The sequence below is a fragment of the Stenotrophomonas sp. WZN-1 genome (genome assembly GCF_002192255.1).
Taxonomy (GTDB): domain Bacteria; phylum Pseudomonadota; class Gammaproteobacteria; order Xanthomonadales; family Xanthomonadaceae; genus Stenotrophomonas.
On sequence record NZ_CP021768.1, the window covers coordinates 4,284,759 to 4,311,326 of the forward strand.

General features: G+C 60.1%; 19 protein-coding genes and 2 pseudogenes. 8 read left to right on the forward strand and 13 right to left on the reverse strand.

Going from position 1 to position 26,568, the window contains the following annotated elements; genetic code table 11:
• Positions 1-9: 9 nt before the first annotated feature.
• Positions 10-486: a type IV pilus modification protein PilV gene (pilV, locus tag CCR98_RS20010; protein ID WP_087923963.1), complete on the reverse strand. Its 477-nt coding sequence runs from the start codon at positions 484-486 to the stop codon at positions 10-12.
• Positions 483-1,004 (reverse strand): GspH/FimT family pseudopilin, encoded by a 522-nt coding sequence (locus tag CCR98_RS20015; RefSeq protein WP_087923964.1) that lies wholly within the window; start codon positions 1,002-1,004, stop codon positions 483-485. The genes pilV and CCR98_RS20015 overlap by 4 nt, the downstream gene beginning before the upstream one ends.
• Before the next feature lie 215 nt (positions 1,005-1,219).
• On the opposite strand from CCR98_RS20015, the gene CCR98_RS20020 reads away from it, so the two are divergent.
• The 3 genes and pseudogenes from CCR98_RS20020 to CCR98_RS20030 all read left to right on the forward strand — a co-directional run.
• The gene (locus CCR98_RS20020; RefSeq protein WP_198361040.1) at positions 1,220-3,589 is read left to right on the forward strand and encodes a transporter substrate-binding domain-containing protein; all 2,370 of its coding nucleotides are present in this window, start codon (positions 1,220-1,222) and stop codon (positions 3,587-3,589) included.
• 502 nt (positions 3,590-4,091) lie between these two features.
• The gene (locus tag CCR98_RS20025; RefSeq protein ID WP_087923966.1) at positions 4,092-4,799 is read left to right on the forward strand and encodes a response regulator transcription factor; all 708 of its coding nucleotides are present in this window, start codon (positions 4,092-4,094) and stop codon (positions 4,797-4,799) included.
• A 341-nt stretch (positions 4,800-5,140) separates the two neighbouring features.
• Positions 5,141-5,379, forward strand: a pseudogene (locus CCR98_RS20030) (transposase); the annotation flags it as partial.
• Positions 5,380-5,483: 104 nt separating this feature from the next.
• On the opposite strand, the gene CCR98_RS20035 reads toward CCR98_RS20030, so the two are convergent.
• The 3 genes from CCR98_RS20035 to CCR98_RS20045 form a co-directional block, all read right to left on the reverse strand.
• Positions 5,484-7,310 carry a S8 family peptidase gene (locus CCR98_RS20035; RefSeq protein WP_157721553.1) on the reverse strand — a complete coding sequence of 609 codons (1,827 nt, stop codon included), beginning with the start codon at positions 7,308-7,310 and terminating at the stop codon, positions 5,484-5,486.
• 121 nt (positions 7,311-7,431) lie between these two features.
• Positions 7,432-11,766 carry an ESPR-type extended signal peptide-containing protein gene (locus CCR98_RS20040; RefSeq protein WP_198361041.1) on the reverse strand — a complete coding sequence of 1,445 codons (4,335 nt, stop codon included), beginning with the start codon at positions 11,764-11,766 and terminating at the stop codon, positions 7,432-7,434.
• A gap of 378 nt (positions 11,767-12,144) precedes the next feature.
• Positions 12,145-12,930 (reverse strand): response regulator transcription factor, encoded by a 786-nt coding sequence (locus CCR98_RS20045; RefSeq protein WP_232463059.1) that lies wholly within the window; start codon positions 12,928-12,930, stop codon positions 12,145-12,147.
• Between the two features lie 113 nt (positions 12,931-13,043).
• Between CCR98_RS20045 and CCR98_RS21370 the strand changes: the two are divergent.
• Positions 13,044-13,323 (forward strand): annotated as a pseudogene (locus CCR98_RS21370) (transposase); the annotation flags it as partial.
• Positions 13,324-13,359: 36 nt separating this feature from the next.
• Positions 13,360-13,650, forward strand: a complete 291-nt coding sequence (locus CCR98_RS21375; RefSeq protein WP_087923971.1) for a hypothetical protein — start codon at positions 13,360-13,362, stop codon at positions 13,648-13,650.
• 166 nt (positions 13,651-13,816) lie between these two features.
• Here CCR98_RS21375 and CCR98_RS20060 read toward each other — a convergent pair whose 3' ends face one another.
• Positions 13,817-14,455 (reverse strand): response regulator transcription factor, encoded by a 639-nt coding sequence (locus CCR98_RS20060; RefSeq protein WP_198361042.1) that lies wholly within the window; start codon positions 14,453-14,455, stop codon positions 13,817-13,819.
• A 1,004-nt stretch (positions 14,456-15,459) separates the two neighbouring features.
• Between CCR98_RS20060 and CCR98_RS21150 the strand changes: the two genes are divergently transcribed.
• Entirely contained in the window at positions 15,460-15,831 is a 372-nt protein-coding gene (locus CCR98_RS21150) for a hypothetical protein (RefSeq protein ID WP_157721554.1), read from the forward strand.
• Between the two features lie 374 nt (positions 15,832-16,205).
• On the opposite strand, the gene CCR98_RS21155 is transcribed toward CCR98_RS21150, so the two are convergent.
• A complete protein-coding gene (locus tag CCR98_RS21155; protein WP_157721555.1) occupies positions 16,206-16,670 on the reverse strand; it encodes a hypothetical protein in 465 nt (154 codons plus the stop codon).
• A gap of 128 nt (positions 16,671-16,798) precedes the next feature.
• On the opposite strand from CCR98_RS21155, the gene CCR98_RS21160 reads away from it, so the two are divergent.
• Entirely contained in the window at positions 16,799-17,176 is a 378-nt protein-coding gene (locus CCR98_RS21160) for a hypothetical protein (RefSeq protein WP_157721556.1), read from the forward strand.
• An 889-nt stretch (positions 17,177-18,065) separates the two neighbouring features.
• Here CCR98_RS21160 and CCR98_RS20070 read toward each other — a convergent pair.
• Complete coding sequence (locus tag CCR98_RS20070; protein ID WP_087923974.1) at positions 18,066-18,542, reverse strand: NIF family HAD-type phosphatase; 477 nt, start codon at positions 18,540-18,542, stop codon at positions 18,066-18,068.
• A gap of 968 nt (positions 18,543-19,510) precedes the next feature.
• Between CCR98_RS20070 and CCR98_RS20080 the strand changes: the two genes are divergently transcribed.
• Positions 19,511-19,795 carry a helix-turn-helix transcriptional regulator gene (locus CCR98_RS20080; RefSeq protein WP_087923976.1) on the forward strand — a complete coding sequence of 95 codons (285 nt, stop codon included), beginning with the start codon at positions 19,511-19,513 and terminating at the stop codon, positions 19,793-19,795.
• Positions 19,796-19,821: 26 nt separating this feature from the next.
• Here the strand turns inward: CCR98_RS20080 and CCR98_RS20085 are convergent, their stop codons facing one another.
• From CCR98_RS20085 to CCR98_RS20105, 5 genes are all read right to left on the reverse strand, one after another.
• Positions 19,822-20,334 carry a hypothetical protein gene (locus tag CCR98_RS20085; protein WP_087923977.1) on the reverse strand — a complete coding sequence of 171 codons (513 nt, stop codon included), beginning with the start codon at positions 20,332-20,334 and terminating at the stop codon, positions 19,822-19,824.
• Positions 20,335-20,343: 9 nt separating this feature from the next.
• Complete coding sequence (locus CCR98_RS20090) at positions 20,344-22,332, reverse strand: site-specific integrase (protein WP_157721557.1); 1,989 nt, start codon at positions 22,330-22,332, stop codon at positions 20,344-20,346.
• A gap of 62 nt (positions 22,333-22,394) precedes the next feature.
• Positions 22,395-24,383 (reverse strand): hypothetical protein, encoded by a 1,989-nt coding sequence (locus tag CCR98_RS21165; RefSeq protein ID WP_157721558.1) that lies wholly within the window; start codon positions 24,381-24,383, stop codon positions 22,395-22,397.
• Positions 24,370-25,692 carry a hypothetical protein gene (locus tag CCR98_RS21170; protein ID WP_157721559.1) on the reverse strand — a complete coding sequence of 441 codons (1,323 nt, stop codon included), beginning with the start codon at positions 25,690-25,692 and terminating at the stop codon, positions 24,370-24,372. Before CCR98_RS21170 ends, CCR98_RS21165 begins: the two co-directional genes overlap by 14 nt.
• A gap of 77 nt (positions 25,693-25,769) precedes the next feature.
• Entirely contained in the window at positions 25,770-26,519 is a 750-nt protein-coding gene (locus CCR98_RS20105; protein ID WP_087923981.1) for a ferredoxin--NADP reductase, read from the reverse strand.
• Between the last annotated feature and the right edge of the window lie 49 nt (positions 26,520-26,568).

The window sequence follows — 26,568 nt, forward strand, 5'->3', positions numbered from 1 at the left end:
GCATACACCTCATGGTGCTATCCCCAGCACCAGCGAAGTGCGCGGCGCGCCCTCCTGCCCTGCGGCGCGGGCATCGTCCCAGCTCACCGTCAACTGGCAAATCCCCGCCTGACAATCGACACTGCCGCAAACAGCAGCGCGAGCGTCCATGCCCGCCGCCAGGCCCTCCATCCAACGGCGCAGATCCTGCTGGGCCAGATTGCCAGCAGGCCCACCCGTCGCCGCACACAGCTCCCCAGTCGTGTTGTAGGCGCCGTCAAGCACGGCCTGGTGGTTGGCCCGCATCGCATCGGCGAGGCTGGCGCTGGCATGCACGGCCGTAGTGCTGAGCATCGCACCCTGCGTCCGCCGCGATGCCGTTGCCTGGGCAAATGCCACCGACAAGCCCCCGATGGCGAGCAGTAACACCGCCACTAGCACCTCAATCAAGCCAGCACCAGCCATCGAGCGCGCGCCCCCGGGCACACAGCGATGCCCACCGCTCATGCGCAACTCCCCTGCGCACTGGGGGCAAACTGTATGCGAATACCGGACGAGGCTTCGAGCTGCAGGCGGCGTTCAGTCCTGGCGCTGCACAGCACTAAATGGCCCTGCCGGTCTTGGCTTCGGCGGCCATGGAACAGGCCAGTGGTGTCGAATTGCAAACCGTGCTGGAAAGCCCCCTGCGGTAGCACCGTCACCACCGCGGGAATCTTCCCAGACCGTAGCACAACGCCACTGCTGGTTCGCACGATCCAGCGGTTCCAGTCCACGTCGGAACACGCCCGTCCATCCGCAGAAGCACAGACCTGCACAGCGGTATTGCGGCGAATAGCTTCGTGACGGGCGAGCTGCAGCCCGGCTATGAGATCGTTGCCAGCGACGGCGATCTGGTTACGAGCGATCATCGCCGAAAACGAAGGCAAAGCCACTGTGACCAGAATGGCGAGCACGGCCACCGTGACCATCAGTTCCAGCAGCGTGAAACCGGATGAAGTGGCAACAGTTGAGGCGGGCGCGCTCATCGCGAAGGTACTTCACAGGCTGCGAAACGGGAAGCAAGGATGCCCCGCACAGCTGACTATTTTCTATTTGAATAGTTGCAAAATGCTCGCCAAATACGCTGAGTCGCGTGGAGGCAGGTCTTCTACTCGCCACGACGAATTTCGGGTTACCCTCGCTCTAGGTGGCCCCCACCCCCGTCATGACAATTTCTGCCAGCTCTATTGGATCCCCTTCGATGCCGCTCGCTCTGCCCGGCTCTGCCTATCTACGCGGCTGGATCGACATGGTCTGGCTCGTCCTGCTGGCCGTATGCACGACCAATAGTGCATCGGCCCAGCCCATTCAGCTCACAAGGGCAGAATGGGAATGGATTGCAGCCCACCCAACCATACGGGTGACCTCCGATGCCCAGTTGCCTCCACTAGAGTATCTTCGCGATGGCAAGCTCGGCGGTTTGTCTGCCGAGTATCTGGAACTCATCAGCAAGCGCACCGGGCTGCATTTCGAATTCACCCCTGCTAATAGTTGGGATGCCGCGCAGAGCTTAGTCATCGATCACCAAGCCGATATGTTGGTCAATGCGATGCCCGACCGTCTGTCAGAGCCGACCAAGCAAGCAGTACAGCTCTCGCGCCCTTACTTGGTGGCCTACAGCGTGGTGTTCAGCAGGCCGCAGCATCCGAACGTATGGAGCATGGCCGATCTGGCGGGGAAAAGGGTTGCTGCGCGCACCCAAGGGCAATACGCCGATGTCTTGCAGATGAAGTTTCCGGATATCAAGGTAGTGAAGGTGCCAACACCTCGGGATGCCTTCCAGATGGTGATGGATGGCAAAGCGGATGCAGCCATGGGCACGACCATGACGTTTGTGCCTTTCATAACCCGCCGCGAAGAAAGCGAGCTCTATATCTCCCGCCCGGAGATCGGAATGGCGATGACGGCCCAGTTCGCCACGCGGAAGGACTGGCCGGAGTTGCATGCGATCATTGAGAAAGCACTGTCGTCGGTGTCCACCGCAGAAGAATCCAGCATCCGCGAAGAGTGGCTACGTAGCGAGGACTTCGGTGCCCCTACGCTAAAGGCCGTATTGCAGTACAACTGGCCATGGGTCGCTGCCATCTCCATGTTAATTCTCACCCTGGCCGTCGTCGCCCGTTGGGCCATGCGCGCGCGTCGCGCTGCCCTCGAGGGGGAGCGCGTCAAGGCGCGGTTCCTGGCGACTATGAGCCATGAAATTCGCACACCTATCAACGTCGTGCTGGGTGCTATCGAGGTGCTGGCGGACGAGGCGGTCGAAGACCGTCAAAGAGCGCTTGTGAAAGCTGCTGAGCAGGCTGCTGAGGCACTCACCGGGCTGCTCGACAATGTGCTGGACCTGTCCAAGCTGGACGAAGGTAAGATGCAGCTGGAAAGGGTGCCGGTGGAGATCGGCGCGCTGGCCCGCAGCCTCGCGTCCCTGTTCAGCCGCGATCTGCAGCAGCGCGGCATTGACCTGCACCTGGATTTGCCTGCGGGCGAACACTGGCTGATGATCGACCCTACCCGCCTGCGCCAAGTGTTGATGAATTTGCTGGGCAACGCCCGCAAGTTCACCGAACGCGGCAGCATCACCCTTGCCATTGCTGTAGTCAGGGAGCACGGCACGACGTGGTTGGATTCGGTAGTTAGCGATACCGGTTGCGGCATTCCAGCCCCCCTCCAGGCCGGCATATTCGACCCTTACACCCAAGCTGACGGCAGCGTGTCTCGCCGGTACGGTGGCACCGGGCTAGGACTCGCAATTTGCAAGGAATTGGTGGTTCTAATGGGCGGGAGCATCGAACTGTACAGCGAAGAAGGCGAAGGTACCACGGTAAGCCTGCGCATTCCGGTGGAACCTGCGCAGCCAGCGCCGGTCGCTGCAGCAACCCACGCCGGCACCGGCATCGCCCGGCTACGCGTCCTGTTGGTGGATGATCACGCGCCGAACCGGCTTGTGCTGAGTGAGCAGCTGTCTCGGCTTGGCATCACCGCCGAAACTGCCGACAGCGCGGAGGCCGCAATGGCGCGCCTTCGCAAAGGTCGCAGCCTCCCCGATGTCGTGCTAATGGATTGCTTCATGCCAGAAGTGGATGGCTACACTGCCTGCCAAATGATCCGGTCATCAGGCATTGCGGGCTGCGACCGCTTGCCGGTGATCGCGATTTCCGCCGCGACCGATGCTGCGCATCTAAAGCGCTGCCACGACAGTGGCATGAACGGCGTGCTGAAGAAGCCGATTCGCCTGACTGAGCTGCGCGGCATGTTGGCCTTATGGAGCGGTGGTGCGGTAGATGCAGGCGATGATGCTGCTACTGAGGCGCTGCAGCGCCAAGTGGAGGCCTCTATGGCGGTTGATCTCCATCAACTACTGGCAGATGACGTGCAGCAACTGCTGAATGCGCTGCAGGCAGCGGATCAGGACCAGATCGTGTTTTATGCGCATAGACTGCACGGCGCCGCGGGCTTGGTTAGTAGGCACGCGCTTGCCGCAACGGCGGCGGCTATCGAGGAAGATCCGATGGACGATCGGAGTGGTTCCATCAAACGTCTATCAGACATGCTTGAGGAACTGCGTCAGTCCTGATCACCTGTACCGTAGACGCCAATGCGCGATCGACGCGCCAACCGCGGCCGGATCCCACTTGCTGGAGAATTTTTCGAACGGCGGCTCAGAACAAGTAGTGCAGATCCGCAGCGGGTAGGACAACGGACTGGCTGCTATCACGCTTCGTGGAAGAGTCCGCACTAGCTAGAGGCAGCGCCGTCGCCTAGTAGTGGGCACCCAGCCAAAGGTCTGTTGTCTAGCCGACCTGCTCGTAGACTGAGTAGCGCGACGGTTTGGAGCCCAATCCTCAACGACAAGGAGATTGAACGTTGCCGACCACATCACGTCTGACGATTGATCGGTGTCCGCAATCGCGCCATTCTTAATCTTCAGCCATCAATTGATGAGCGTATTGAAACCCGGGCTGGCAAAGGCTTTCGTCGAATGATCGGTGCCGCCACCGCCGCTCCCTGCCCACGCGGCCCCATGATCGCTACGCACAGCGCCTACGCCCTGACCGCTTCAACGAGATAGAGCGATAATGCGACTCGACACCCAACATACGGTGGCCCTGCTAGATGATCACGAATTCGTCCGTCATGCCTTGGCCAGCTGCCTCGGGGCCATAGATGGTCTTCAGGTGCTGGGTTCCTACAGCAGCGGCGCCGAGCTGATCGCTCACCTATCCGCGCGCCGAGTAGATGTGGTGCTAATGGATTTCATGCTGGGCCCATCAGAGATAGACGGCTTCAACTTGATCCGCGCGCTCAGCGTGCGCTTTCCCGGCATCAGGTTACTGGTGATGTCTGCGCACTACACACCGGCCACCGTATCGCTGTCACTGCAGGCGGGTGCGGCAGGTTTCATCGGCAAGCGTCAACCGCTTGCCGAGCTGCTGAAGGCGGTCCGAAGCGTAGCCGGGGGCGGTGTCTACCTGCACCCGGACATGGAAGAGGCGCTGAAGATCTATCGCGGTCATGAGGCCACTTGCCCCCTGCCGGCCGAACCGCCGACGGCCGAGGCCATGCCGGGCCACGCTGCGCACCGGCTCTCCAAGCACAAGCTATCGCCGCGTGAACAGGAGGTCATCCGATGTTTCCTGGAGGGCCTGTCGGTGAATGAGATCGCGGCCAAATTCTCGCGCAATGCCAATACCATCAGCACCCAAAAAAAGTCCGCCTTCCGCAAGCTGGGCATTAAGAATAACAACGAACTGTTCCGCATCCATCTCCAGACGAACAGCGACTGATGCACTGCCGGTGATAGGAAACCGCAGCGCACGCTGCGCCCAGCCGCGCGGCGGGCACCGTACCAAGCATCAATCAGATTATCCAGCGTGGCCGCATCCACCGACAGCCGCAGTATGCTCTTCGGGCCCATATCAAGGCAGCTATTGGCCGCCGCAATGATCTACCGCTGCGATCGCTGCGGGCAGCAGGTTGAAGCTAGCCACGACGCATAGGCACGCGCGGCCGGACAATCCAGCGCCTACTTGGGGAGCAATGAACAAATCCGCACGAGATCCGATGGTAGTGCCGGCCGCCGGCCGGCAAGCTTGAACCCCATCGGACATGCATTGAATGACCCACCATGCAGTTGACATTCGGTGATGCCGAAGGCCTAGTTCAGCGCAAGAAGACGCGCCGAGAGCTGTTCCGCAACGAGATGGGTCAGGAGGTGCCCCGGGAGCGGCCGCTGGCGCTGATTGAGGCGCATTACCCGAAGACAGGCCGCGGCAGCCGTATCCGCTGGTGACCATGCTGCGCATCCACTTCCTGCAACAGTGGTTCGCCCTCAGCGACCCATCGATGGAAGAGGCGGTGTACGACACGGTGGTGATGCTACGAGTGATCTGCTCGGAACATCCCTAGCGGTGAACGTCCTCGAGTGCTGAGAGTCGGGGCGGCCTTGCACCGCCCCGATCGCCTTGCGTTTACTGCTGCACGCCCAGCACGCTGACGCCGCTGAAGCCCTGCTCGCCGACCAGGCGCAGGTACCAAGTTCCGGCAGTGGGCAGATTGACCACGATGGCCTCGCCGTTGCCCGGCTTGAGCGACTTGCGCTGGTACTTGTCCAAGGTCGGTTTTTCGCCGGCGGACGCATACAGCGAGACGTTGCCCACACCGCCGAAACTGCGCAGCTGCAAGCTTCTGCTACCGGAAGGCACCTCTATCTTGTACAGCAGGCTCTGGCCGGCACCGCCGCTCTGGCCGCCGACCGTCTGGCCACTGACCAGCACCTTGGCGGGATCGTCGATGATGTCCTCCATAGCCGCCTTCACCGCCGCACCGGCATCAACGATGCCCGCGCCCATCGGCGTGGTCGGCGACGGCACCACCAGGAACGGCTGGGCGGTGCTGCGCAGCAGCTGGGTGACCTGCGCAGGGGTCAGCGGAGCGCGACCAGCAGCAACCGCGGCGGCTTGCATCAACGCCACCACGCCGGCCACGTGCGGACTGGCCTGCGAGGTACCGATCATGCCAATCAGAGCATTGTCGTTGGTCGCCACGGTGGCACCGGAGTCACCCAGCGACCAGATCCAGCGATCGATCGGATCGTTGCCGGCGCTGGCATTGCCACCTGGTGCGGACAGGGTGACGCCCAATCCGTAGTTGGAGAAGTACGAACGACCGCCATTGACTCCGCTGGCACCGACAGCGACCACACCGTTACAGCTTGCTGGCGAGAAGTTCTTCACATCGGCGCTACTGTTGCCGGCGGCGACCACTACCGCGACCCCGCGCGAAATCGCGAAATCGATTGCCTCTTGGGTTGCCGAGTCCCCCTTGCAGACACCGGAGCCCCCCAAGCTCATGTTGATTACCTCGGCCGGCGTCGCATTGTCCGGCACACCTTCGACATGGCCTCCTGCGGCCCAGACGATGGCATCTGCGATGTCCGAGGTCAGTCCGCCGCAATGACCGAGCACACGCACCGGCTGCACCCTGGCCTTGTAAGCGACACCGGCAATATCCACGCCATTGTTGCCGACCGCCGCCACCGTGCCGGCCACATGGGTGCCGTGCCAGGAACTTTCACTCTCGCCGCCGCACCACGGCATGCTGGCGTCGGTCCAGTCGCCTACATCGGTAGCGTCGGCATCACGGCCATCGCCATCGCCGGCGATGTCCCAGCCGTTCGGCGGCTGCCCATACTCGCTGATCATGTCATAGCCGGGCACGATGTTGGCGGTAAGGTCGCGATGCGGCAGGTAGCCGGTGTCCAGCACCGCCACGATCACGCCATCGCCCTGGCTGTGGTCCCAGGCGGCCGGTGCGGCGATACCCACGCCAGCCTGACTCATGTCCCACTGCCGGGTCGGCAGTTCCGGGTCGTTGGGTAGGCTGTCCAGGCGCTGCTTGAGCGTGTCCAGCTGGGCGTACTGCAGGTCTGGATCGCGGCGCAGTTCGGTCAACAGTGCATCGGCCTCGGCGGCCCGCAGTCCGCGCGAGGCCCGCACCAGCCGCGCACCGGTGGCGGTGCCACGCAGCACCGTGAACTGCAGTGGCGCAACCGTACCAGCCGGCCAAGCGGCACGGGTCCGGCTGGCAGCTGCCTGCAAGCGGTCGAGCAGCAGTACATCGCCGTGCGCCAGGCGTGTACCCGCCTTGTACTTGACGATTAGCTGCTGCGGTACAAACGCGGTCGCGGCATCGATTTTTAAGGGCTTGCGCAGCATCGGCGGCGCCGCGTTGGCCAGCGGGATGGCCAGGCCGATCGCAACGGCGGTGGAACAAAGCGTACGGATTGCTCTCTTCAAAATAATGCTCCCAACTTAGGGTCACCACAGGAAAGACCGCTTTGGCCGCCACCCGCGTAGGGCGGCGCCCTGTCCACGGCAAGGCCCACTGCCGGCCATCTGCGGTCGGCGGTGCGGGTACTTACAGATCGATGCCGAAACCAATGCCGGCTGAACTCTCGCTGCCACTGAACGATCCGCCCAGACTGAAGCTGGCGCGCTCGCCGATCTGCTTGGAATAGCCGATCGACAACGCCTTTTCACTGCCCTGGAAGCCGGCACCGACGCCGACCCGGCCGCGCTCGCTGCGGGTGTTGGCGGCGTTGATGGCCATGCTCATCATCGCCGAGTTCATCGCGCCCATCTTGTCGATGCGCTTGTCCTGGTTCCTCAGGCGGTTGTCGACGTCGTTGCGCAGCGCATCGAACTTGTCGTCCATCATGTCGAACTTCTTGTCGGTGTAGGACTTGGCCGAATCCAGGGTCCTGTCAGCGGTTTCATCGGCGTACTTCTTGGACTCGTTGTAGGTGTCCTGGTCGTAGGTGCCGTTGCCCGAGCCTCCCGGCGGGCTGTTCTCGGGGCCAGTGTCCGGACCCTCGTCATTGCCGTAGTCGGCGATCGGATCGACTGGCTTGTCCTTGGTGCCGCCGCTGCCGGCATTGCCGGGGCTCTTGCCATCCTCGACATCGCTGATGCGGTCATCGAGATTGTTGACCGCATCGTCCAGCGCATCCAGTGCACCGCCGACATTGCTGTAGGTACCGCCCTGGATCTGGTACTGCGGCCCGATGATCTTGCCATCGCTCCCCATGTACGCACCGCCGCCCAGCGCAGTGACCGCGCCCTGCAGCTGCTCGACGTTGGTTGCTTCATCCAGCGCGGTACCGGCCTTGAGGTTGGCGATCTTGGTGCCCTTCTCGCCTTCCAGGCTGACCTTGTCCTTGCGATCGGGGTTGTCGTACTTCACCGCCGACTTCTCCAGCTCTTCCATGCCACCACCGACGTCGGCGATGGCTTGGTCCATCTGGCCCTTGTTGACCGCATCGGTGTCTTCGGTACCGGCAGCGACGTTGGTGATTTGGCGCTCGTCACCTGCACGTCCCACCGAGACCGAGTTGTCACGGTCGGCCAGCGAGTTGGTGCCCAACGCGGTCGCGTTGTCGGCGGTCACTTCCGCGAACGCACCGACAGCGGTGGCATGGTCGGTCCAGGTGGTGGCACCGACGCCCAGCGCCACCGAGCCTTCGCCGCCGGCGTAGGTTGGACGCAGGTGCTCGGTGTCATCTACGCCCAGGCCGCCGATGGCGATGCCTTGGTTGTCGGCCACATAGCTGCCCACGCCCATCGCGATGCCCTGTTCGGCACCCTTAGCTACGGTGGCACTCAGGCCAAGTGCAATGGCACCAGCTGCATCGGCACCCACGGAGGCGCCCATGCCCATCGCCACGGCGCCACCGGAGTTCCTGCCGACCCCGGGGGTGGCACCTGCCCACATACCTTCTTCTTGGCCAGTATTGATGGCGGTGGAGCCATCGGATTCTGCCTTCGAGGCATAACCCAGCGCGACGGCGTTGGTACCCGATGCCTGCGCATGGGATCCCATCGCCACTGAATCCCAGCCGTTGGCAACGCTGCCATAGCCCACCGCCACCGAGGTTTCACCCAGCGCGGTGGCACCATTGCCGAGCGCTGTGCTGCCCTCACCGTCGGCATAGCTGTCGCTGCCAACGGCGGTGCTGCGGTCAGCTCCGGCCACGGCCTGGTTGCCCATCGCTACCGAGGCATCGCCGCCGGCATAGGCATTGGTGCCTATAGCAGCGGCATTGTCGCCGACGGCCAGCGCGTCATCGCTGCCATTGTCGGCGCCGTTTACCGACAGATAGTGGCTGGCCTCGGCCGCGCCATCGGCTACCGCCTTCAACTGCGCCAGGTTGACCGCATCGGTATCCTCGGTGCCTGCAGCCACATTGGTGATCTGGCGCTCGTTGCCGAGGCGGCCCACCGAGACGCTGTGAGAGCGGTCGGCAATTGAGCCCGCACCCAGTGCGATGGCGCTCTCGGCCTCCTTCCTGACCCAGGCATCTTTACCAACCGCAACGCTCCCTTCGCTACCGGCCCAAGCGTTTTTGCCGATGGCCACGGCGTTGGCGGGGCCGGCGTACGTTCCATTGCCGATACCGATGCTGCTGTCGCCGCCAACCTGTGCAAAGTCACCGATGGCGATGGCGTAGTCACCGAATGCCAACGCTAGATCCCCGATGGCCACTGAACTGAGCCCATCGGCCCAAGCACTGCGACCCATCGCGGCCGAACCTTCGCCCACAGCCAACGCATCGCCGACTGCCACGGACTCATCCCCGTGCGCCAATGCCCCCGTACCGAAGGCGCTGCTGCCAACGCCGCCGGAAATCGAACCCAGCCCGACCGCCGTAGACTTATCGCCCTTGGAGTTGCTGCCCTCACCGATGGCGATACTGGATTGCCCGCGCGCGAGCGCATCCTTGCCGATCGCCACGCTGTTGTCGGCGGTAGCCAGCGCCGAGCTGCCCATCGCCAAACTATCACTGCTCTGTGCCTGTGCGTTTCGGCCAGCGGCCAGGCTGCCCTCGCCGGTGGCGAGGCTGCCCTCGCCCAGTGCGGTGCTGCCATCGGCCAATGCGACCGCGCCGCTGCCCAAGGCCGATGCCCCGACGCCGGCGGCATAGCTCCCACTGCCCAGTGCGGTGCTGTAATCCCTATCGGCGACCGCGTTGTGGCCCAGTGCCATCGCATCCTCTCCAGAGGCCAAGGAATCGCTGCCAAGCGCCACGGCATGGTCACCGATGACCATGGCGTCCTGACCGATGGCAATGCCGCCGTCACCTGTCGCACGCGCGCTTTCGCCAAGCGCAACAACGCCATCGCCCAGTGCCCAGGCCTTGTAGCCAATTGCCGACGCAGCCTGGCCGAGCGCGCCACTGCTGGTGCCCAGTGCAATGCCATTCTCATCGAACACCTGGGAGCGCCCACCGATGGCGAGGCCACCAGCCTTGGCGGCCGTACTGAAAGCACCGATGGCCAAGCTGCGGTTGCCATAGGCGTTGCTCTCGCTACCGATCGCCACGGAGTCGTGGCCTTCGGAGAAGGCGTTGTCACCGAAGGCACTGCTGCCGTGCCCCACCGCATACGCGCTGGGTCCGACGGAGGTAGCCCGCTCACCGGAGGCATGCGCGTCGTCGCTACCATTGCCACGGCCATTGACCGACAGGAAGTGGCTGGCCTCGGCACTGTCTTCGGCCACCTCCTTCAACTGAGCCAAGTTGACCGCATCGGTATCGGCGGTACCGGCAGCCAGATTAGTGATTTGGCGTTCGTTGCCAGTGCTGCCAATTGAGATGCTGTTGTCACGATCGGCGACCGCGTCGGCGCCCAGCGCCACGCTGTTGTCAGCCAATGCCTGCGAATCACTGCCCAGCGCCAACGCGTCCTCACCAGCAGCCAACGATTGTGCACCGAGTGCAAGGCTGCCCGCGCCACCGGCACGAGCATTTTCACCGAGTGCGATAGCCTGGTCGGCTTCGGCCCTGGCCCGGTTGCCCAGTACCAGCGAACCTTCGCCGTTGGCCATCGCTTGGCGCCCCAAAGCAGCAGCATTCCCGCCGTTGGCCGTAGCATCTGCGCCAATCGCCACCGAGGCATCGCCGCTGGCACTGGCACCGGTGCCGAACGAACTGCTGCCCGCGCCCGTGGCGGTGCTACCAGCGCCCAAGGCCGTCGCTGCGGCGCCACTGGCGACGGACTCGGCACCCAGCGCGACACTGTGAGCGCCGCTGGCGAGGCTGTCAGCGCCAACTGCCGCTGCGCCCATACCGGAAGCCGAACTGCGGCTACCGATAGCGCTGGCGTCTTCATGCGAAGCGTTGGCGTGGTCACCCAACGCCAACGCACCTTCGCTCCCCGCAAAGGCGCTGTCACCGATTGCTACGCTGCTGTCGCCGTCGGCCTTGGCGTCGCTGCCCAGCGCCGTTGCTGCATCGCCGCGAGCGCGGCTATCGTTGCCCAACGCCAAGCTGTCATCGCCTTCTGCCTTGGCACGGCGACCGAACGAGCTGCTGTTATCACCGTCGGCCTTGGCGCCAGGGCCTACCGCACTGCCATTACGGCCGCTCGCCTGCGCATCGTCGCTGCCGTCACCGACTCCGCTCACCGACAGGTAATGGTCCGCACCACCGGCGCCGTTGACGTCCAAGTAGTGACAGTCCGTGCGGGCCGCCGCGCACCGCACGCCGCCGCAATCCAATGTGTCTTCGGCGCATAGCGGGGCTCCGCTGTTCTGCCGCTCGGCCGCCCAAGCCGGCATCAACAGCGCGCTAGCCAACAAGCAGAGCACCACGCGACCGCTGCTACCGCCGGCACTACCACAACCGCGGGCCAGTTCGGAGGTGACGACCAACTGCTGCAAGGCACGGTTCCAGACACGACGAAAGATCTTGTTCATGAAGCTTCCTGCACTGCGGATTGTTTGGGCAACAGGACGCCAATCGACCATTCGCAGGCAGTTACGCCAGCGTGTCGTTTCGGGTCTTGTCAGGGGTGTACGGTGCTCAAAGAAGGCAGGCTTCTGCACCGTTCGTGAACAACCTAGGCGCTTGAACAACAGCTGTCACGCACGCATTCTCACCGGATTTTCATGTCACATCACCGACTTCTCACCACCCACGTCAGCGCCCTGCACACAAGCATTTCGCCGCGGCGGTCGACGCGACACGTGTGCGACGATCGCCGATGGCCGCGACGAGAAACGAAGAGATGCAGACGTGCACAAGGTCAGCAAGGTGCGCCCACTTGGACGCCAACAGCCCAGCGCCAGACTGGATCAGGCGATGAACACGTAGCCTACGCCGTGTACCGAGGTCAGCGGAAGCGGCAGGCCGCATCTGTTGGCGACCTTGCGTCGCAGACGATGGATCATCGAATCCAGCCGATGGGAATCAAACTCGAACACGTCATCGGTCAAGGCGCCGATCAGTTCTTCGCGCAACACCACTTCACCGGTGGCGGCCATCAGTTGCTGCAGCAGTGGCCGCTCGCTGCGCGTCAGCGCTACGCCGCAGCCCAGAGGCGATAGCAATCGCCATCCGCCAGCGTCCAGCCGCCAACTGCCATCAGACACCGCCTCGGTGCTTGGCACCTGGCCACCACGCAGGCGCCGGGCCAGGCTGTGCAGTGTGGCGGCCAGTAGGCCGACGTCAACCGGCTTGACCAAATAGGCATCTGCGCCGTTGCTCAGGCCGCGCCGCTGGTCATTGATGCTCGACCGTCCCGTGAGCATCAGCAGCCCTAGTGACGGATACAACCGTCGCAACGACTGTACCAGCTCGAACCCGTCTGCATCGGGCAGACCAGCGTCCACTACTGCAATGTCCACAGGCTGCCGCCGTAGGCCATCGATCAGCTCGGCAGCGGCCGTCATCCCGACGACCTCGAAACCATAATCGTGCAGGCGCGGTAGCAGCACGCAATCACGCAACACTTGGTCATCTTCCAGTACAACGATCTTCACTGCAGTGTGTAGGCTATCGATCACGCTCAGAAGCAACATAGTACGGGCCACCCCGATGGTAACCAGAGACAGCGTGCAGGTCTTTCGATATTTGTCCAATTTTCCATGTCAAAACTGGCTACGCGGCAGTTGACCTACCCCAGAAAAATCGGGCCAGCGTAAAGCAGATTCTTCGCCTCGCATGGACGCCATGGATCACGAGGAATCAGGCGATGAAGAAGTTCCGTTTTACTGAGGAGCAGGTTGCCTACGCGCTCAAGCAAGTAGAGCTGGGGATGGTGGTCGTTGAGGTGTGCCGCAAAATGGGCATTGCGGAGTCGACGTTCTACGTGCGACGCATGAAGTAGGGTGGCATGGGGCCCTCGGAGCTCAAGCGCCCACGTCTGCTGGAAGAGGAAATCGCAAGCTCAAGCAGACGGTGGCGGACCTGAGTCTGGACAAGGCGATGCTGCAGGAGGTGGTCCCAAAAGAGCTTTAAGGGTGCCTCAGCAGCACAGCTGGGTTGGCCGCTTGAGAGAGCGCTTTGGAATGAGCGAACGGCGTGCCTTGGGGATTGTGGCAATGTCGCCCTCGGCGTTTTCGGACAAAGCCAAGGCGCTCGATTGCAGCGCCATCCGCCTGCGGATGCACGAGATGACACAGTTGCGTATCCACTATGATTGCGAGCGGGTGTGGTGGCGGTGCGAAGCGTGTGCGTCGCATCTAGGAAGAAGAGAGCCTGCCTTTACGGCATTGTCGGCCGATCTGCAGCCGGAGCAGCCGTCGCCGGAACCGATCTACGTGGTCACAGCGCCCAAAACGTTGTGGGCATGGACTTAGTCAGTGACGCGCTGTGCGATGGGCGTCGCTTCCGGTTGCCGCCGATGCGAGATCATTTCACGCACGAGTGTCTGGAGATCGTTGTGGATCAGTCCGTGCGTGCGGACGCCTCTTACTGGGACGCTACGGGTTACCCAGGCGTAGAAGAACAATGCCCCCTGAAACCCTAAAGCATGAAATCACTGCTATTGAGAAACACGTGCAACTCCGCGTCGGTGGTAAAGCCCAGCTTGCGCATGCCGCTAATTTTCTGGTGACTTATGGTTGCCACGCTGCGGTTCTGTTGCTGAGCAATCTCACTGACCGTTCGATGCGCGGCAATCAAACGTAGCACCTCGATTTCTCGCGGCGATAGCTGGCAGATTTCCTTTACTCGCTTGCCCTCCGAGCTTGCGTTCAGCTCGGCCTGGAGTGACTGTCCGATGTACGGCTTTCCGCGAAGGGCCGCATTGATCGCTTGCGGCAGTTCTTCCATCGCCGCGTTTTTGTTAACCACGCATCTGACACCCGAAGCAATGGCAAGCTGCAGAAGCCGGGAATTCGTGCTGACTGTGAACAGAACTATGCCCACATTCGGGTATTTTCGACGCACCGACGCCAGCATCGGCAGGCCATCTGGCTGGCGACCAGGCATGGTTAAGTCGGTGATCAGTACGTCGCAAGGCTCCCGAGCTAACGCGTCCATCAACTCTTCCGGCGTAGCCGCTTCAGCTACGACGATGAGCGACACGTCGCCGCTAACGATGCCGCGTGCACCTGCACGGACGATTGGGTGGTCATCGGCGATGATCACACGGGCACTCACGGGGTCCACCATAGGTCTCACTGAGAATTGTTGTATACCACAGTGTGCCCATTCATGTTGTGCGTGAACAACGAGCTGTCGGGGGCCGCTGTCCCAGCATTGGATCGGGGGCCTAGGATGAGCCTAGTCAACTCCCAATCTCGGAAGCCGTCCGGCATTCGCAAAACGAAGCCGCGATTAGGGGCATGAGGAGGTTCTACAGAAGGCGCGAAGAGCGTCATGGCTCGACACATCGGAACGTGGCCCCAATGCTAAGAGTCGCCAGAGTTGTCTTCTATGAGATAATTCGCAAAATCAACCGTGCAGTACTTTCGATTCAGCTCGATATTAGTTTATGGCTTACGCGCGCCTCGCGCTGCCATCCAAGCTCGCAAGTGATGCCATTCCAGTTGAACTTGGCTGATGAGGCAATGTAGAAAGTGGTGCAGGGGCAACTCGCACTCCACCTGCGGCGACTGATCAACAAGCAGTCTGGCAAAAGTAGGCATCCTCGGCTATGAGAATTTTCGTATTTTTAAGACTTCTCTGTTACGCATCTAGACAGCACCTAGCGATACGCGAGGCTTCGCTGTGCTTGAAGGCTTGGCGTTCGCAGAGCCTATGCCGGCAATGACCGTCTTTCAGGTCTGATGCAAGGGCGTCCTAGTTTTGCGGGTGGAGTCTCAATGCTGGCACCTGCTTAGCTAGCTGCCGCTGGGCAGCAAGCGACAGGCGTCGGCCATCGCCAATTTGTAGGAGACTATGAGCGGCAGCTGCAGCCTCTGCCGCATCTGGAACGGGTCTCGGCGGGTTTGAAGGAGCACGCCACGATGGATCGGCCGCTACCGGTATCAGCTGAAGCTCTGCCTAAAGATGAGCGACGTTGGGGACAGGAGCATTATGCCCACGTTGCTCCGGCGGAGCCCCCCAATGGTCCTGGCGTATACGTTGTAGCATTGCCCGCTTTCGGCCACAAGCAGCCGTACGCCTCGGCCTATCCTGCCGAACCGTGAAGCGAGTTCGGCGTGGATGAGCTAGTCCTCAGTCCAGGTGCCATTTCGGCAGTTTACCGGCTCGTCCTTATCAACCACATAGCGGCCCCAATTGCGAAGGCCTATGCCGAGCTTGTTCTTAACTTCACTTATTCCGATTACTCGGTAGAAGTCGCCGTCCAATTGACCTGGCATAAGAAGCAGGTCGTCCACTTGAAGTTCGGATGCGCGCATTCTCACAAGCACAATGCGCTCATTTCCGTCGCTACTTATTGCACGGACATGGATCCGCTCGCCGCATTCCGGGCATTTCCATTCGCTTGCAACATCGTCAAGGGATCGCTCCTGGTCACAATCATGGCACCAGTACTTCTCCATCGCCAAGCGATTGATTCCGCGCATTGAACGCATAAGTCTCCAATAAGGGCTTCTAGCCCTGGCAGTCCCCGATGATAAAGTGACTGGGCCAGGCCAACAAGCCAGTGAGTTGCCGGCCGCGCCAGGCTATCTGGAGGGTCCAATTCCCGTCAGGCGTGCAGAGCTCTGCCCAAGTGTGCAATTACAAAGCAGATATGCAATGAGCCTCGTTCCGCGAATCGTTCGCTTTCGGGGCCACGAGGGAAAGCTTGGCCAAGACCGGACACTCTTAGTGACCAGCGCCTATCTACAACACCCTGGGCAATTGACCTGACGCACTCTGCACACACAAGGCAGTCTTTCGGTCTTGACTCTTCTCTACAGGCGCATCGCCCACTAGCGGTGGGCCACGCGCCGATTAGCTATGCCTTGGCAAGCCTTGAAAAGGATGACGTGACATCGGAAAGCTCAATTTTTCTGAGCTTCCTCAAACGTGCATGGATGGGAAGCAATTCAGGGTCATCAACACTTCCGTACGCGATAGCATTGTTGACTATGACTGATGCCTTTTGCTGACTAGGAGGATTCCATGCCGCGAGGGAACCCACCCAATCTGCCATAGGCTTTAGGCCGCTATCCTGTCGACGGTCGAAATCCATCTGGCCTAAGAATGACTGCGATGTTGGATGCTTGATGATCTCGCGATATTTCCTTTCACGCCCGAAACGCATGCACGCCAGGAACACGGCGAGCTGTGGGAATGCAATCTCTTCAGGCCCACGTGTGCGGAGATAGACATCTATGAGTGTGAAGGCCTGCGCCTGATCTCTCAGCTTCAAATCGAGCCAAACGGCAACCGCATTCACGGCGGGCAAGTGGGTCTTCACCCCAGATGTCCTTGATAGTCGGCGTGTGCTGTTGGAGCTTCGAAAGAGACATCGCCGGTGTCCTTGATTAGGATGCCTCATTCTGGTGCCGGAAGTCGTCCCCAGCAAGAGTATCGACTCAATCGCGGGTGAAGCTCGCCGAGGCCTTGAATTTCTCCCAGAACACGATTCGGGCGAAGTTCCGCCTTCTGCACCGCATGTGCCTGGAGGCCATTGCGCTGCTGGCAGACATGTCGGTGGTCACCATTGCTGCAGCGCAAGACCTCCGAGTGTCACCGATTGCCCGGGAAGGGATCGAATCCGGGAGTGTGAAGGCCATCTGGAAAGGCCCTCAGGCGATCCATGATTTCGTGGAAGCGGTCAGGATTCAACACGACTACATCGCCTTTCTTAAACCACTGCAGGACCTCGAAGGGCTTGGAGGTATCCACCCGGCCACCCGCGTGCAGAAGACTGTTCCGCATACGGCGGATGTCGGAAAACAGGGGGGAGCGCACAGCGTTTAACTCTATGCCCAATGCCTTGGCAATTTCTCCCCGGGTTTTGTCCTCCCAATGAGCAAAGATCGACACTATGCCCAGCGAAGACAGAGCGCGGACGTTGAAACCATCGGGCGCACAGGCGTCTAGACGAGCACCCAGAGTGGACACATGCCGCACGTTCTCCGGGGTCGGATGGTCTACCCCGTGGATCAGCGGGGACATAAGGGCCTGTTCACGGGCCATACCCTTTTTGACCTGACTGTCTACGAGCAACTCAAGCATCTTTGAGAGCTGTTCCCAACCCCGCAAGCTGTCCATGAAAAGGCCACAGGTAGCTTCAACGTGGTCATGCAGCATGTCTATAGCCTGCTTCATCTGAGACACCTGCTCGCCATATCGCTGCATCTGTTGCGGGGTGGGCGGTCGGTGCATTGGGTCTGTCCGCAAGGGGGGCTTAGGCGAACCCTACGCCCACTGTGGCACGACCTCAACGGACCTCAGGCACACCCCGGTATCGGCATCCACTCGGCCGGTGTTCCGCAGGCGAAGCTGGATGTCGTAGTACGCCAAATCAACGAGTAGCCACACGAGGCGCTAGGCAAGGGAAACCGGCAGAGCGATATCGACAAGCTGTTGCGTCGATCGGTTGAACCCAAGGCCAGAAGTGGATATGAATCAACACCTGAATCAATGCGCATCGCGAAGCCGCATCGACTTGAATGAACTGTTACGCATCACGGGGTGATACTGAAATTCGATCAACCGGTGCACCAAATGTGCCGGCGTCGTGGACCGCGAAGCGCATCATCTGCAGTCGCAGATGAAGATGGCCTGGCCAGGGGGGATTCTGGCCAGACCGACACAGGGGAGTGTGCAGCACGTAATGCCATGTAGTGCAGATCCGAAAGCTACCTCATGGCTTGAGCTCTCCACCTCGAGCTGACGCGATTTCTCCAACATCCAGATCGCGAATACGATCCTGCAAACGCCTTGCGGCTATCTCGAACCCATCGTCTTCAGGAAGATAGGGGGGCCCAAACAATGGGATCTCAACCCACAGGTGCCGTTGGCCGGGGTGCACGTACGGACCGTGGTCATCGAGCAACAGCGCTTCTCCCAGAAGACGAGATACGTTGGTGAGATCCTTGGTAGGACCGCTCCAAGTTGTATAGGGCAGCTCGCTGAACCATGCAGGCGCTTTGCCCTCGATCACCAAAAGCTGGGCAATCTGGCGAAACAGGGTTTCTTCGACCGTGGTGAACATCACCAACTGGCCAAACTGCCGTTGGACTTGATCGAGAAATGCGTAGAGCCCTGGACGCGGGATCTGGCTGACTGCGTTGGAAATCAGGGTCCCTTCAAGGTCAAGGGCAAGTATGGCGGGTCGCATAATGTTGAGCCCTATCTGTGGCTTTCCCAGCCGATCTATCGAACATCGCGCCGAGGCTGGATGACAAGACCTCAGACGCTAAGCAGTGTTGGCGGAGCGAGCCAGTAGTTCGCCCCGATGGTGAGAATCGTTTCCATAGCCACATCGACCATTAGTGGGCGGCGCCACGAAGGTGCAGGCAGAAAACAGAAGTCAGTCCTCCGTAGCTGACCGGCCGACTCTCTGAAGGTCAACCAGCGCACTCTGTTTCGCATCTCCTCGGACATTGCGCGAATAGCAGCCTGATCGTCGCCGCCAGTACTCAGGAACTCGCTTGCCGCGCCTCGCACCGACGACCAGAGCACATAGCGCTTTCGCCCCAGACTTAGATGCACCCAGTCATCATCTTGTTGCGCAAGAATCTCCTCAGCGTGGCGCGCACCTATCCGGTGCCGACTCAGCAGCGAAGTCAGGTAGGCACATGCTTCTCGGTCAGCGAGCTGCCGCCAGAGCCACAGTCGGGCTTCCCCATCAAGACTGGACCGCCATGCCCCCAACACGTGCGAGAGCACCCTCTCCAAGTCGTCGCGCGCCTGCCATCGGTCGCGATAGTCCCAGCTGATGGGGTCGTAAAGCGATCTTCTTGCTCTATCGCTTCGGACCCCAGGCTCCATTAGCACGCCGGCACTTTCGAGGAAGGCGAGCAGCTGCTTCAGGACAGTCGGATCTGCAGAGACCGGAGCACTGACTCTGGCTGAGCGCTCAAGCGCGCACCATGCGCAGGCATAGAAGGGGCCAAGCGATACGACTAGGGCGTCGAGCTCGGGCCACGAGGAAGGGAGGGTCTGTTGGCTATGCCCATAGATCACTCGATCCCCGGCGAATTGGCCAGCCCGGATGCTAGCAAGGCCAGGCTGCACCGTCTACATAATTTTCTTGTAGAGGCGTCGCGAGCCATAGATTGCCATCCGCTCACCAAGGCGGACCGGATGGCCACGAAGACGATCTATCAGAATGCGTACCTTCGCTTGGTCGGTAGCCTTCGTGAACGTCGCGCATCATTGGGCCTAAGCCAAGTGCAGCTTGCCACCCATCTGGGATGGCCTCAGCAGAAGCTCTCGTCCGTAGAGACTGGTTCTAGGCGCTTGGATGTTCTGGAATTTTGCCTCATCACGTCGGCGCTGGGCTTCTCAAATGAGGAGGTGTCCGACTTGATGGGCACGGCTCGAAAATCCATTCGGGGCGCAGCTATCAAGGTCAATGCGCCCCGCTGAGGAGACGGCCGGGACTATGGCGACGCTTACTTCGGTGTCGCCTTGGGGTACGCCACTACCTTGTGTCCGGCGGCTGCGATGGCCAGTGCACGATTCTCAACCTCCAGTTCCTCGACACGCCTGCGCAATGCCTCCAGGCGTTCGTCCCTAAGAGGTATCTCAACTTGGTAGAGCAGCTGGTACTTAGCGGCCACTAGACTAAGCTCCTGCTGGAGACGCTCAGCACGCCCCGCGGCGCCGACGCCCCCCCGGACGATCGCATTAGCTTGTGGGCTGATCAGCCCTTTGAGCCAATCCTGAACATACCTCTTTGTCTGCGCCTGAGTTTTGTTCTGCAGCGTTTGCGGATGAACGCCCGCCCGGCGACAAACTTCCGCCAGCGGAAGAAGCCCCCCATTCTTTGGGTACACGCCTCCGTTAGACTTCAGCTCTTCCTCAATCCGCCCTAGCGCTGTCTCGATCTTGACCAGGACGGCTCCTGATCGAAGTTTCGCAGAGCGCGCGACGCATGCTGGGACTTCCTTCTTGTTCGTGGCCATAGATCTCTACTACACAAGGAGAATGGAGAGAGGGTGCTCATGCGCGTGCTTGTCAACCGCCCCCCACCTCCCCATGAGGGATTTGATTTGCCCGATGAATTGTCCCACAAGCATTTCCTCTCCTACATCGATAGCTTCCTGGAGCTTTGTGAACATGTAGTCAATGCTGATCACTGCGCGGTCCACGGCGGATTCCGTCGCCCCATCACCTCCTTCAAACGTCGGGAGAACAATCTGGTTTTGACAGGCGGGACTGCAGTGATGTGGGTTTGCACCACCCTGCTGCCCCTTGTTGCACAGACCGCCTCGGGTGAAACCAGTACACATCACCCCGGGCGAAATAACAGCCCACCCTTGACCGCCCTCGGTCATGGCTGAAGCGAACTCATACACGTTCTGCGGGTCAGATGCTGACTGTCCCAAGCGTCGGGCATACTCGTCAAAGCGCTTCTTCATTGCAGCAGCACCGGCGCCCTCAATCTCGTCTTGGCGACCCACCACCTCGACACCCTTAAGGATGATCATCTCTCGGACAAGCTCTTGAATCTCTGCAAGTATTCCCGGGTCTGAAAGGATGTACCGCATGATCGTCATCTGCTCGTCGTCGTGGCCCAGCAGATCCATGAGGACTTTGGGAGCATGCACCAAAGACAGCGCTACTGCCCTCACAAGCGTCTTTCGAAACCGATGCATGTGGATACCATCTTCGTCTAGAGCATCCTCCAAGCAGAATTTCTTGGCGAAGTTCTTGAGCGAATGGTAAAAGGTGCCAAGCGGGCTTCCCCTTCTAGTTGTGATCTGCACCCATAGGTGGTTTCCCTCCATCTTCCCAGAACGCTTGGCGAATGCTGCTAACCTCTCCTGCTGCTTGATCACCTCTACAACCAACTTTGGGAGCGGCACCTCCTTTGCGACTTGCCCTAAGCCCTCGATCTTCCAGCGAGGTAATTCAGTCGTCGGTATCTGACTAGACTCCCGACGAAGTGAGTCGACCTCCATCGCCTGCACCTCTCCATGACGTCCTGCGGTGGCGAACGCAATGATCCAGAGATGGCACCCCTGCAGGAGCACCAGTAGCGTGACTGCCTCAGCGAACGTCCTCGGAGGCCATTCAAACGCGCCGCCCTGACTCTTGCCGCTCCCACGCCATTTCGTTATGAGGTTGGTGTCCATAGGCAGGTCCGCGAGATCCGCCCCGCTCGGATCCTTCCATTGCCAGCCCAGGATCACGTCATCACGAGCCGGCGTAAGATGGTGGCGCCTCCCGCCCTCTGTTAGATCCTCCTTAATCGCTCTCTGCGGGTTGTTACGGGCAGCTTGAGGAAGCACTATCTCGCTCGCTGCCTCAATCGCAGCAAGCAGAGTCGGCCCGACCTGAGTGGAGAAAAAGATAGCGGCGAATCCCGCCCTTCCAACAAACCGATCAGGCAAGGGCAGGAACTGCCGAGTGGATTCCTGTGCATTGGCAAAATCCTTCTCTCCTAGCCGGTGCCTTGGCGCCAAAGTCCCATGAACAACGGGCTTACCTGGCAGACAGTCCGATAGTGCCCCAAGCGCGTGAAGTCGCTTCAAAATTGCTGAAGTTCCAGCGCTTCTTTGACTGCCGCAAGGCTCTGCAGCCCTCGACCAAAAATCTCTTTCTAGCGTCGATTCCATTCGGCGCGTCATCTTTCCGCACTGACGGATCACATTGATTATGTATGCGAATGAGGGCCGCTTTGCCCTTGCTCTAGCCTGCGGGAAGATCCTCATCCCGATAGCTACTCGCATTAGCTCACACCAGACCCTTTCGGCAAATTCCCCGCGGCAATCTAAGCCTTCTCTCAGCGCCAGTTCAATGCGATAACTCCTCTGACTCAGGGTTACATGCCCTGGACGGATCTGCTCAGCCGCCACCTCCAAGACGAACCATTCGGCTCCCATCATCAACTGTCCCTGAAGGGACAAAAGTTCGTCTTTCCCCATGCAGCGGAGCTGCTCAGGCGCGACTTCAAGCATGATCAAAGATCCTTCTACGGATAGGCGGTCTTCGCTTTTGATGCCGATTTTCTCTGATGCTTTCATCGTTGCCCCGCGAACATGAGCGGAATGTGCCTGCCTCTGGAGATCTCCGAACGCCAATGAGCGAGGTGCTTCTGAACACTCTCCTCCGGCCACTGCTCCAAAGTTCTTTGTAGGTACGCCATGTCCTTCAACTCACTACCCGCAGCAAAGCGCACGGCCCCAAGCATCATGCGTTTGGACTCCAACTCAGCGAGCATCTTGCAGATGCCACTCAAGCTGTCATTTAGCACGACCGCCTGCGGGCAGGCACGCGCCACACACAAGTGTCCTTGAATGCAGTGCGCAGAACCGTCTTTCGGATGCGTAGGGTCAATTGAGGACGGCGGATCGCGCGGGTTCCGGCACAGCACTCCTGAGTAAGTGCGCGCTTTCCGGTAGTGATCTAGTCGCTCTAGCGCATCTTCAGAGATACTAATTCCCTCAACTCTCGCACGAGTTAGCGCCGGGTCCCATTTTTTCGTGTGACTTACCTGCTCGAGCACATCACAGACAACCTCGACCACCTGCTGGTGCGACTCTTGCCTAACCGAATGCCGAAACCCATAGGAACGGGTTGTGATCATGTTCTTGTGACCTAACATGACCATTAATATCCACGCGTTGTAGCGGCTGTCGCGATACATTACTGCAGCAGCAATGTCTCTGAAGTCACTCGGAGTGACGCCCCTAACTTTCTCGTCATCAGGCGCAGTCGAGTTGATAGCTACGATATGAGTCGCCATAGCCCGACTGAGAGATGTGCCCCTGTAAGGACTTGCCACATATAGACGATTGGAGAACGTTTGATTCAACCCTAGCCACGGGCTGCGCAGTTCAGATTCTACAAGCCCCAGACGCCCAGGGTCCGCTATTGCGGCGTCTCTCAGAGGCTGGCCTCTTTCGATCAGCCTTTTTACTATCTGATAGGTTCCGGTAACTTGCTGCCCCCGCGAGATTGAGAACTGTCTTGCACCATCAGAGCGCTCCTTCGTCGCGTGCAGCCAATAGTGGTCTTCATCGTATGGGGCGCTCCAGTCCTCGTAGTCCATGGCGAGTAAGGTTGAGACATTCCAACCGGTTCTTGCCAACGCGAGCAGAGCAATTGTCGTGACTTGCACGGAGTTCGGATATGCGCCCGCCTGGCATTCGCCCCAGCTTACGACGTCTCCAACATTACCCCGCATTTGATCGCGATTGACAGCGTGGCGCGGCCACCATGCGGGCAGGGACTTTCGAGATGGAGTAATCGTCAACTTATTGAATTCCGAGACACTTGCCGTTGGCTTGCCCATACGGGCAGTGAATGCCCTGAAAGTCGCATGCGCATCAGCTTCCGTTGGCACTACATCATCTGGTAGCCACCCACCATTCGCTATCGCGATATCCAGCAGGTCCCGCCCTTGTTTAGCTAGGGCGTCAGCACGGCGCCACTCCGCGAATATTCGTGCTACCTCCTTACGAAGGTACTTGATGATACGTAGCCCTTCCTCCTCAGTAGCAGTGTCCTTGGGATCCGCTTTTCTTATTGCTACGGGAGCGAGAAGTAGAGGGCGCCCCCCAGCCAATCCCACTGCCGCTACAATCAATCTTCTGACTTCGGATTGACATCCGTAGGGCGCGACCTTCCAAGCGCCAGCTGGACCGGGGTTTGCCCAGGCCTCAACAACTGCCGCGCTGATTTGCGCCAGACTGTCTATTCTCAGCTGTACGCCATTTTTCTGCCGCCAACCCTCATACCGATCAAGGAACCTCCAAAATCCGCGCAGGACAGTGCGATACAGATAATTGATTCTAACTGGCCTCAGGTGGGAGTGATGCGCCCGAATCGCCGGCAACAAATCCCTTAGTAGACCTGGCCTGCCAGTATAGGAACCAGCACACTTGTGGTTGTTGCTCTTGAATTTTCCTAAGGCCAAGTCGGAAAGGTCGATCTCGACACCGTAATAATCAGAATGAAGACACGTAACGACCCATTCGAAAGGCTTTCCAAGTTCATTTGGCTTCATTCGCTGCACGCTCGATCCTCCGATCAATCTTGGCGTTCCACGCGAGCGAAGGATGCCCCGTCACCGTCGCCAATCGTCGATGCGCAGCTCGAAGGTAACGCATGGTGGTGACTTCAGAGGTATGTCCCAGGAGCGGACTCAAGATGAGGCGAACCTGATTCTGCATTAGGCCTTGCAGCCATCCGATCGGCACCTCTGCGGTGTCTTTAAGACCGTGGAGACTCATCAGATCAACGGTAGCTTTTACAATTTCTTCAACCGCAAAGTAGTGCCTACCTGCATGAGGATGCCAGCCAGGGGGGCACATAGGGGATTTCGTCCACGTCTTCCAGAGCATCTGGTAGCTGACCGGCAAGCACTTATCCTCTCCTAACCATAGACGGTCCGTCACCGCTGCCTGCCCATTAGTTCGGCGGTACCTGGCAAGCAGGGTAGGCCTGATGAACATCATGTAGTGCTCAATCCGCTCAGCAAGGTCTAACGGAATAAAAATCAACCTCGTGCGGACACTAAATTTCTCCTGAGGCAGCACCTTGGGTCCCTTGACCCCGTACTGAAGTTGGACCGGAAGGCGAGCTTCCCGATATACGCTCTCAGTCCAGTCGGACTTCCTGGGGAAACAGGTCACCCGGAGTTGGTGAGCCTCGTCTATGCGGCATCCGGTAGTTGTGATGAGCTCGAATGCCAGAGCCTTCACCGGATGCCTCTCCGCTACGGAGGCAAGCCATTTTTGGACGCTCTCCGCGCTAGGAAGAGAATCCAGAGAAACCTCGGGCAGGCTAAGTTTGTCTGAGCGAACCTTCACTTGCTTTGGAAGGTGGCCTTGGCTGTGCGTCCCGTCGCTGGACCGCACAGACTGTCCTCGGAGAGGAATCAATACTGGTGGGCGGTACCCACGCTCGTTCGCCCAAGCTAGGAAACCGCAAGCCTCGTCGACGTACTGATTGATCGTACTACGCGCCAGAGCTTTGGTTGCAGCACACTTCCGGCCTGCTAGCAGATCCAGCTGGTAGCCACCGCGGATATGATCTATGTAATCCAGCGCCCTCCAGTCCACATCGCGGTTTCGACACCATCGCAAGAAGACAACCATGCGTTGTGCCATGTTTTTTCGTGAACTGAGAGTTAGAACGACTGGCTGCCCCCCCGCCTCCATCGCAGGGGACCACTCTCCACACGATCGCTCGACCAGATAGCGGTTGGCTTCGACCGGGTAGCTCCCATCGTCCTCAATGAGGATGGGGATGAACTGAAGCTTCGGAACATTGGCCTCAACGAAGAAGCCACTAGGTGGCAGGATCCAGCGCATTCGGTTGCGGTGATGGAAGACGCATTGATGCTAAGCGACCCAGACCCGCGCGCATAGAGCGTGAACGAGCACGGCCGCTAGGTAGAACTTACGTACTTCTCGCGGCGGATCTGCGGGTTGCCCAGGCCGGCGGCCTTCAGCAGTTCGGCACAGGCATCGACCATGTCCGGATTGCCGCACAGGTAGGCAATGTCGGTGGCCGGGTCCGGGGTGAATCCGGCCAGCGCCTGTTGCACGTAACCGTGCTGCACGTCCGGGTGCGGATCGGGCGGCAGTTCGCGTGACAGGCACGGAACATAGCGGAAGTTCGGGTGCTTTTCGGCGAAGCTGTAGAAGTCTTCGCTGTACAGCAGCTCGCCCGGGCTGCGCGCGCCCTGCAGCAGCACGATCTGCACGCCGCGTTCGGCCATGGCCTTTTCAAGCAGTGGCAGCATCGAGCGGTACGGGGTAACGCCGGTACCGGTGGCGATCAGCAGGTAACGGGCGTTGTGATCACCGGGATTCAGGCAGAACCGGCCATAGGGGCCGGACGCACTGATCTGGCCGCCCTGCTCCAGCGCCTCGAACAGGGCCGTGGCAGCACCGCCGGGCACGAAGCTGACCGCGATATCCACCGCCTCGCCCGGGCCCAGCGCATGGTCGTGGATGGTCGCCAGCGAATAGCTGCGCTTGGTTTCGGTGCCGTCGGCGTAGCTGAAATGGACCTGGATGAACTGGCCGGGCTGGAAATCCAACGGCTGTCCATCATCACGCACGAACTGGTAGTGGCCGACGGTCGGGGCCAGCATGCGGCAGCCGACCAGCTTGAGGGGGAATTGAACAGGCACGACTTTTCGGGACAGTGTGTAGCCGGGGCAAGCCCTCGGGGTCTTCTAT